The following is a 6,363-nucleotide window of genomic DNA, read 5'->3' as shown; positions in this document are numbered from 1 at the left end:
AAATGATGTTTCCAATCAAAAATAATCTGACAGAAGATATCAATGGCTATGAATATTGCAGCAAAAAAACCATTACGCCGTACATCAGTAGCGACAACCGCAATGCTACTTCTGTGCCTCACCACAATAACCAGTACAAACTTGGTTCTAGCCAACCTGGAAGAAAAGGCAACGTTGCAAAGGTTGGTAGAGAAAGACTATCGAGCGCTTTGGACTAAAAAAAGTGGCAAATTCTCTATTGAGCCAGCCGATCGACTTTATGCAAATTCAGACCAGTTAACGGCTATTGATACGGATTTGGCAGCTATTCAGATCGCTCCAAACCAAAGTACGCGAATCAACGGCTATAGAAATTATCGCAGCCTTTGGCCACGCATTTTTGAGAAAGTTGGAGGCTTCGAGCAGGAAATCAAAAACGTTCGGGTACGAATCAATGGCACATGGGCGATAACCACATTTGATGGATTCGGTACTTTTACTTCTCTAGACGGCAAACAAACGCCTACACGTAAGAATTTTACATTGGTATGGGAGCGTCGCCCCGAAGGTTGGCGAATAATTCACGAACACATCTCTGACGGACGCTAAGGCAGAAATTTATTCTACAACGGTAAACATCCATGTCTAACATGACTTCGCAACAACCATCTGTTCCCCCAACCTTTGAATTGGGAGGAGACGTAATTATCAATCGTCTCGGTTACGGCGCGATGCGGTTAACTGGACAACCAGGCAATTTTGGCCCTTACGCTGACTGGGAAGGTGGGCAAAATCTACTCCGGCGTGCTGTTGAACTGGGAGTAAATTTCATAGATACTGCTGAAGCGTATGGGCCTGGTTTTAACGAAGAGTTGATTGCTTCAGCTTTGCACCCTTATCCATCACATCTGGCGATCGCAACAAAAGGCGGGATTGACAAACCTGCACCAGATAATATTCGTGCCAATGGCAGCCCCGAAAATCTGCGCCGTGGCTGTGAGGCAAGTTTGCAAAGGTTAAAAGTTGATCGCATCGATTTGTATCAACTGCATCGTCCCGATCCCAATGTGCCGTTTGCCGAATCGGTGGGAGCACTCGCTGAACTTCAGCGCGAAGGCAAAATTCGCCATATTGGCTTGTCAAACGTGACACTCAACCAATTGGAAGAAGCCCGAAAAATTGTGGCGATCGCTTCTGTTCAAAATCGCTTTAGCATTCGCGATCGCACTCATGTCGATATTCTCAACTATTGCACTCAAAATGCTATTGCTTTCATCCCTTATGGCTCTCTTGATGCCCATCCACTGAAGCGGGGTGCACCCCTAGCTGATGCAGGCGGAAACTTGCGAGAAATTGGCGATCGCCATAACGTGAAAACCAATCAAATTGCGTTGGCATGGCTGCTACATTATGCACCTAATATTATCTTGATTCCTGGCACAACGACCATCAGCCATTTAGAAGAAAACATTGCCGCTGCGTCAATTCAGTTAACGCCTGACGAAATAGCGAGCTTAGAGGTTGTCTCGTGAGTCAAATTTTATTCAAACTCGGCGATTGGAAATCACAGCTACACAAACAAAACCTGCAAGGCAAAGATTGAAAAAGTTCATTTTGACGTTATGCCATTTCACGAAATGCCTGATACCAATGATTAGCCTTTAATTCTTTCCCCCCCACTCCCTATTTGTATCAATCTTAAAGTGAAACGATATTAGCCCACCTGCGTGGGCTTTGCCTGTGTATTAGCGAATTCTATTCGTCCCTATCTTTTCTGTTTGAGTCCCAATTCCGACTTGTTTTTTCACCAACAAAATAATAAAATATTGATAGTAACTGCCTATACAGAATTTTTACTGTTCATACTAAAAACCGCATATTTCCGCACGGTTGAGTACACGTTAAGTTATGCAAAAATATTTTGCTCAATCGTTGCAAAACATTAAAAGCAAGGCGCTTGACTTGAGTACCAAAATACCTAGCCCTTCACCCAAAAATACTAGAACCCCCATCCTAAAAATACTAACACCCCTACCCCCACAGAAATTTTAAATTTCCATTAAATCGGGGTTGGGGCTTTTGAGTACAAGCTTAATCAATCCAATAAATCCAATCGACACCGAATGTACTAACAGATCGCAAGGTGCCTGATATAAGCAGAAAATAGCGCACTGCTTTTTATCAGAGCATTAACGATGCCACAGACCTTAGAGCCGAGTCGGAAAACCAAAATTGCACAAACCCAGGATGGTGCAAATACAGAACAACAGTCGTCTTTAGTTACTGACGTTTTGTTTGAGCCATTATTAAGTGATTTTCGGATTATTTTTGAGCGCGATCCGGCAGCACGCAATTGGTTGGAAGTGCTATTTTGCTATCCCGGATTTCATGCTCTGTGTTTGCATCGTCTTGCCCACTGGTTGCACCGTCACCGGGTGGCTTTTATCCCTCGCTTAATTTCTCATGTGGGAAGATTTTTGACAGGAATTGAAATTCACCCAGGTGCAGAAATTGGTAAAGGGGTATTTATCGACCATGGTATGGGTGTTGTCATTGGCGAAACTGCGATTGTTGGAGACTACACCTTAATTTACCAAGGTGTCACCCTTGGCGGTACCGGAAAAGAAACTGGCAAGCGCCATCCTACTTTAGGCAAAAACGTTGTTGTGGGAGCGGGTGCGAAAGTTTTAGGCAATATTCACATTGGCGATCGCGTTCGTGTCGGTGCAGGTTCGGTTGTGCTGCGGAATGTCCCTGCTGATTGTACTGTAGTGGGAATTCCCGGACGCAATATTTCCCGCAAGCAGTCTGCTAATCTTTCTCCTTTGGAACATAACAAGCTTCCGGATGTAGAAGCAACTGTGATTCGCTCTTTGCTAGAACGCATAGAGCAACTCGAACAACAACTGCAAATTCTAAAAGAAGGCAGTAGACGCGTAGCGGATAAGCGAAAGTAGGCAGAAGGTAGTTATTTGTTATTCACCCATTACTAACAAATGAAGAATGTTACAACACAGTAGTTCTAACGCCTTAGGTGATCATATTTTGCAAATTCCTTTAGGCGATCGCTGGCGAATTTATCACCGTTTGCAAGAGTTAATGATTCCCTGTTCGTGTCCACCTGATGGTTCTTTACGAGTACATATAAATAGTGGTTTAACAGTAATTCTTGTTCATAGTACTGTCAAGCAATTTGTGGCTTCTCGTCAAGAATTAGTTGATTGGTTAGAGCAATGTTGGCAGTTGTAATTATTTAATTTTTTGTCAAATCTTCTCTTATGGTTAACTGTAACACTGATATAAAATTTATCAATTTTTTGCAAGAAGAACTTGAACTGACAAGAAGAGATATTGCTGTAGCTTTACGAAAACGCGAGGTAGAAAATGGCCCCTTACCAATGCTGCTTTGGCAATACGGATTAGTAGATATAGAGCAGTTAGAACGGATATTTGATTGGCTAGAAGAACAAGTTTAGTTAGATAATTTTTGATTCTACTTCTAGAAAATAGGTGGAAACAGCCTTTTATCTTCTGCCCTCTGCCTTCTGCCTTCTACTTAGCACACAAAAATTTTACATTTACGTTGAGGTTAACACGATGATTTGTACTTTAATTGCTGGATTAAGCTTATTGATTTTCTCAGGAATTGCCAATACATATATGAGCTATATGCTACTCGATAAAATCCCTAATCATTCTGGGGAAAATAATTTTTAATTTATACTTATTCCTGGTTTGTTGTCATACAGAATGCAAATTGGTAATCGAGTAAGAATGAAGAGAAAGGCTAAAGGGTGTAGACGCCCCATTAGAGCGGCTTCACGTACTTCATAGGAGAACCCGCAGAGTAGGGTAGGATAAAGGATGAAATATTTTACTAATTTATACTTCATACTTCATACTTCATCCCTTATTAAGTCATTGCTCGTTACCAGTAATTTTTTAGGGCACTAGACCAGAAATGGTATGAAAAACATTGCCTAAGAGGTATTTTTGCAATGAATCAGGTCTTAATTAATGATACGACTTTGCGTGACGGCGAACAAGCGGCAGGTGTTGCTTTTAACTTACAAGAAAAAGTAGCGATCGCCAAATTTCTTGATAGTATCGGCGTTCACGAATTAGAAGTCGGTATTCCAGCAATGGGTGAGGAAGAAATGCGAGCGATCGCAGCCATTTCTGACTTAGGTTTGTCTGCAAATTTGCTAGGCTGGAACCGTGCCGTAATCTCAGATATTCAAGCTTCCTTGGCTTGTGGCTTGGAGCGAGTGCATATTTCTATTCCTGTGTCTGGAATTCAAATAGCTGCTAAATTTCACGGTCAATGGCGAGTAACATTACAACAACTCAAAGATAGTATCAGCTTTGCTTTGGATCGCGGTCTTTGGGTTGCAGTAGGAGGCGAAGATTCCTCTAGAGCCGATGATAACTTTTTGTTTGATGTAGCTCATTATGCCCAAGAATGGGGTGCATCGCGGTTTCGTTTCTGCGATACCGTTGGCATTCTCGATCCGTTTACCACATATACAAAAGTGAATCGCCTAGTCGCAGCTTTGATGATTCCGGTGGAAATCCACACTCACAATGATTTTGGTTTGGCAACTGCCAATGCTCTAGCTGGTATCAAAGCCGGAGCCATGTCGGTAAATACAACGGTAAACGGATTGGGTGAAAGAGCTGGTAATGCGGCTTTAGAAGAAGTTGTCATGGCAATCAAGCGCATTTACGGTTTCGATGCTGGGATCGACACCCAGCGTTTGTTAGAACTGTCTCGACTGGTAGCTGCGGCATCAGGTTGCAGTGTGCCGCCCTGGAAAGCAATTGTTGGCGAAAATACCTTTGCTCACGAATCTGGTATTCATGCCCACGGCGTCATGCAAAACCCCTCCACCTATGAGCCATTTGCACCTGAAGAGGTGGGTTGGGAGCGGCGCTTGGTTGTAGGCAAGCATTCTGGCAGACACTTACTATCTAATTTACTACTACAACATGGCATTACCCTCAGTGTAGAAGAAAGCCAGTATGTTTTGGATGCTGTGCGGAAACAATCAGTTCAGAAAAAACGTAGCTTAAGCGCACAAGAAGTATTGAATTTAGTTAAAGAAGTGAGATACTCTCATGCCATCGGATGAATTTGAGTTAGATGATGCACCTGCTTTTGAAATAGGTGATAAAGTCCGAGTTCGCAAGTTAATTAAAAATGATGGGACTTTTCCCGGACAAGAAATTGGGAAAGTATTAGCAAATATTGGAGATATTGGTTATGTCGCTAGTATAGGTACCTTTTTACAAAGGTCTTATATTTATGCGGTGCATTTCTTACATACAGGGTTCATCATCGGTTGTCGTGCAAAAGAACTAGAACTTGTAGAGGCTAAAGATAATGAAGGTAATGCTACGCAAAAATAACGCTGGTACTTTAATGGTTTACGTTGCCAAAAAAGATTTGGAAGAAGAAGTTGTTAAAGAAACAGATGGAGCCGATGGCAAGATTTTTACTTTAGCAAATGGTTGGGAACTATTATTTACTAACTTACCAGATCCGCTAGTATTACCTCAAACTTTTGAAGCAAAACGTCTTGCATAGATAGGGAATAGTTAGTGGTTAGTAGGGGAGCCAGTGCGCCCTTGCGGGTTTCCCGCGTTGTAGCAACTGGCGTGCGGGTTTAGAAGATAAATTGCTGGTTTTAACCGAAAGATAGTCAACAAAACCCGCCCGTACAGTAGTTAGTGGTTATCACAACTAACAACTAACTACTAACAATTAATAACCTCAAATCCAAAGTAGAAAATGAGCAATAAGTACCTAACCTTATCGGAGTTTAACCTTGAGGGGCAATTCCTTGGTTTTGTGGGCGATTCATCAGGAGCGTGTAAATATTTGCGAGTAGCGATCGCATCGGGAGAAGTAAGACTAAAAATTCCCAAGGAGTTGCGTTGTTCTCTCAATCAACATCTAGAAATTGGTGAAATCATTAGCGTTTTTGGTTTGAGTAAGTTAAACTCTCACACAGGCAAAATCAAATTCAAAGTCTATGGGGTAAAACCACTTGGTATTTGCCCAAGCCAAAAAATGCCCCTGCCACCGAAAGCCAAAATTTTGGTGTGTCAAAAATCTGGCTGTCGCAAACGGGGTGGTCAAGGTTTACTCTCAGAATTAGAGAAGACTTTGTGCGAACGTGGGCTTCAAGATCAAGTCGTTATCGAAACTACTGGCTGCTTAAAGCGTTGTAATAACGCACCCAACTGCATATTGCAACTTGGACACAAAGAATACAAAAAAGTACATCCAGAGGCGATCGCATCGTTATTGGAGAGTCATTTATATAAGTTGCAGCAATAAATCGCAAACAAATTTTGTAATTAATTTTATGGGTAGACGGG

The 6,363-nt window shown here is 42.1% G+C and carries 9 protein-coding genes; all 9 read left to right on the top strand.

Annotation, left to right across the window (positions count from 1 at the left end):
* Positions 1–42 precede the first annotated feature (42 nt).
* The 9 genes from UYC_RS0114470 to UYC_RS0114430 all read left to right on the top strand — a co-directional run bounded on the left by UYC_RS0114470 (position 43) and on the right by UYC_RS0114430 (position 6,322).
* Positions 43–588 (top strand): nuclear transport factor 2 family protein, encoded by a 546-nt coding sequence (locus tag UYC_RS0114470; RefSeq protein ID WP_016878479.1) that lies wholly within the window; start codon positions 43–45, stop codon positions 586–588.
* 32 nt (positions 589–620) lie between these two features.
* Positions 621–1,511: an aldo/keto reductase gene (locus UYC_RS0114465; RefSeq protein WP_016879557.1), complete on the top strand. Its 891-nt coding sequence runs from the start codon at positions 621–623 to the stop codon at positions 1,509–1,511.
* 663 nt (positions 1,512–2,174) lie between these two features.
* Positions 2,175–2,936, top strand: coding sequence for a serine O-acetyltransferase (cysE, locus tag UYC_RS0114460; protein ID WP_016878477.1), 762 nt, complete (start codon positions 2,175–2,177; stop codon positions 2,934–2,936).
* Between the two features lie 46 nt (positions 2,937–2,982).
* Positions 2,983–3,228: an Asr1405/Asl0597 family protein gene (locus tag UYC_RS0114455; protein ID WP_016878476.1), complete on the top strand. Its 246-nt coding sequence runs from the start codon at positions 2,983–2,985 to the stop codon at positions 3,226–3,228.
* Positions 3,229–3,257: 29 nt separating this feature from the next.
* Complete coding sequence (locus tag UYC_RS0114450) at positions 3,258–3,455, top strand: DUF2949 domain-containing protein (RefSeq protein ID WP_016878475.1); 198 nt, start codon at positions 3,258–3,260, stop codon at positions 3,453–3,455.
* A 522-nt stretch (positions 3,456–3,977) separates the two neighbouring features.
* Positions 3,978–5,111, top strand: coding sequence for a homocitrate synthase (gene nifV, locus UYC_RS0114445; RefSeq protein ID WP_016878474.1), 1,134 nt, complete (start codon positions 3,978–3,980; stop codon positions 5,109–5,111).
* Positions 5,098–5,388 carry a nitrogen fixation protein NifZ gene (locus UYC_RS0114440; protein WP_016878473.1) on the top strand — a complete coding sequence of 97 codons (291 nt, stop codon included), beginning with the start codon at positions 5,098–5,100 and terminating at the stop codon, positions 5,386–5,388. Before nifV ends, UYC_RS0114440 begins: the two co-directional genes overlap by 14 nt.
* Positions 5,363–5,566, top strand: coding sequence for a putative nitrogen fixation protein NifT (gene nifT / locus UYC_RS0114435; protein WP_026087720.1), 204 nt, complete (start codon positions 5,363–5,365; stop codon positions 5,564–5,566). The genes UYC_RS0114440 and nifT overlap by 26 nt, the downstream gene beginning before the upstream one ends.
* A 204-nt stretch (positions 5,567–5,770) precedes the next feature.
* Positions 5,771–6,322, top strand: coding sequence for a (2Fe-2S) ferredoxin domain-containing protein (locus tag UYC_RS0114430; protein ID WP_016878471.1), 552 nt, complete (start codon positions 5,771–5,773; stop codon positions 6,320–6,322).
* Positions 6,323–6,363: the final 41 nt, after the last annotated feature.

The sequence above is a fragment of the Chlorogloeopsis fritschii PCC 6912 genome (assembly GCF_000317285.1).
Taxonomy (GTDB): Bacteria; Cyanobacteriota; Cyanobacteriia; order Cyanobacteriales; family Nostocaceae; genus Chlorogloeopsis; species Chlorogloeopsis fritschii.
Note: the sequence above shows the minus strand (reverse complement) of the source record. Positions and strands in the feature narration are given on the sequence as shown.